General features: G+C 31.9%; 3 protein-coding genes. 1 reads left to right on the top strand and 2 read right to left on the bottom strand.

From position 1 onward, the window contains the following. A partial coding sequence (locus HMPREF0080_RS00515) for a helix-turn-helix domain-containing protein (RefSeq protein WP_040346654.1) occupies positions 1–231 on the bottom strand: 231 nt, incomplete at its 3' end. A gap of 319 nt (positions 232–550) precedes the next feature. Then, entirely contained in the window at positions 551–1,327 is a 777-nt protein-coding gene (locus HMPREF0080_RS08960; RefSeq protein ID WP_006789105.1) for a DUF4393 domain-containing protein, read from the bottom strand. 183 nt (positions 1,328–1,510) lie between these two features. Between HMPREF0080_RS08960 and HMPREF0080_RS00525 the strand changes: the two genes are divergently transcribed. Beyond that, positions 1,511–1,741 carry a hypothetical protein gene (locus tag HMPREF0080_RS00525; RefSeq protein ID WP_006789106.1) on the top strand — a complete coding sequence of 77 codons (231 nt, stop codon included), beginning with the start codon at positions 1,511–1,513 and terminating at the stop codon, positions 1,739–1,741. Positions 1,742–2,323 lie beyond the last annotated feature (582 nt).

Here is a 2,323-nt window from a genome sequence, read left to right on the forward strand (position 1 = left end):
AAAGGATAACTTATTTTCCCACCTGGTTTCAATACCATGAGCCTTACATCGTGCTGAAAAGGGGTTATGCGTCATTTTCTTGTCTAGAGAAATCCCATGCTTACCTAAGAACACCCATCTCTTTATAGTGCTTTTGGAAATTGATAATTTCTGAGCTATAGAACGGTATCCCCATCCTTGCTCATGTAATAAAATCGCTTGCCTTTTTATTGCTTTGGAATACTTGGACATAAAAACTGCACCTCCAAAAATTGTGTCCAACTTTTGGGGTGCAGTCCATTGTTGGGTATTAAAGAAAAAATATAATTGTGGTTCTGATACATGCAAAGGTTACAAATTACATATTGAACTAATTAAAAATTTAAAGTGAAAACAAGAATTTTGTCAAATAGTTAATTATGCGGAGATGGGAAAAGAGGTCTATAAGATGGAAGGTTATACATATGTGTTATTAACACTGGGATTTTTATTTCCAACATTTATTAACGTTACTGTAGCGGGATTTTTAACACTAAAAATATTCGAATTTATAGAGAAGAAAATTTTTGAATCAGAGACAAATTTTCTTAAAGCTAAAAGCTAGCTCAGTTAAATAGCCTTTGTAGGTAATTATTTCATAATCTGAATAATCAGTTAATGGATTATTACAATCAGAGACCATGAGTGAATAAAATTTAGTTGCTTTAAATCTAGCAATAGCATCTGGTTCTTTTGAGTCTATTATTACACCACTTAAGTTTCTAGTTGGAATCGAAATCAAGCCTAATCGGTCTAGATTTGCTATAGAAATGCAGTGTGATTGATCATATTCTTTAAATGTTTCTGATAGGTAGATATCTGTTATAGATAAGGATAAATTGGGGCTAGATTTTCTTGTTATAAGACAGCGTAAAAGCGTTGTAGGATTATCAAATTCTGCAAGTATTTTAGCATCAGTAGGATTCATTTGTTTTAGTATTTCAACAAATGAATGATGAACTAAATTTCTTTTTCGATCATCCATATCTGTTGTTATTAACTTGGAAAACATTTCTCTGATAGTTTCTTCCTCTATGTAGTACTTAGAAGCTTCTATTGCAGGTCCAACAATACTTAATCGTGGCTCAACTCGATGATTTTCGGGAATGCTAGCAAATTTTTCTTCAATACTACGTTTGTATTCTAAAAGGGAATGCTCGTGCTTAATAACTTGTTTTTTAGACCAAGTATTTACATAGGTAAAGCAACCATTCCAAATATTCGCTAAGGTTTCACCTGCAGCACTTGCGACAGGGTTTAACACCTTATTTACTGGTTCAGGCAAATTGAGAGTAAGATTTAAATCCATAAAAATACTTCCTTTCTAGAATGTGTTTTAAGTTGTGGTTCCATCACCAAAATGTTACCGTAAAGGTTTTTATCCTTTGCATCTACTTGCTACTAAGCAGTTCAGAATACTCATTATCCTATCAAAATATTATACATGAAGAAATAATGAAAAAAATAAAAAAGATGAAAAGAGGTGATACAAATGAAAGAAATTAGAATGGCTGGAAAATTAGAGTGTCATTTCAATAATAAATTAAAGAGATATTTGGATAATGTTGGTGATAAGCTAAATGATTTAGTAGATGCCATTAAGTTAGTCCCCAAAGACGGTTATAACTTATCTGTAGATATTAGCAAATTAGAAAAGGAAGAGGGAATGCAAGTGAAAGGGAAAAAAAGAAAATCACCACGTATAACAATCAAGACATGGTGATTTGGATATGAATAAGTTAGTTAGATTGTTGTTTGAAATCGCCAATAGAGATAGCGGTTACTGATGCAGTGGTTAATACAAGCGGACCAAGAGATTGATTACCTTGGGGAGTAATTAACTTAATGTCTTTAAGTAAGATAGAATTTTCGTCAAATATCATATGACGTTCTGGATTAGGAACAAAGTTTTATTGGAAGCTTTTTCAGCACCATTTAAAAATTGATAAAGCATTTTTGCTTGTTGGTTTGTTTCATCACTAAAAACAGGCAAAGCAGATAATAAACAGTTATTGGTAAGAAGTAACAATCTATTATCTCTTAATTCTTCCATATCTAGAGACATAGCAAATGCAATTATTTTTTATGCATATCCACAATATCACCTCCTTTCATGTATGAGTATATCATGAATAATTTGGCAGAGGGCGTTGAAAGGAAAAATCGAATGAAAGAGTATAAAGGGAAAGAGTCACATGATATGGATCACAATAAAGCTATTTATATAAGTGTAGGATTACAATACATGTATGGTAAAGAAAATGTAAAAACTGTAGGTTTGTCAAACATATGTTACACTTCGCCG

The sequence above is a fragment of the Megasphaera geminata F0357 genome (genome assembly GCF_000239275.1).
GTDB classification, from domain to species: Bacteria; Bacillota; Negativicutes; order Veillonellales; family Megasphaeraceae; genus Megasphaera; species Megasphaera geminata.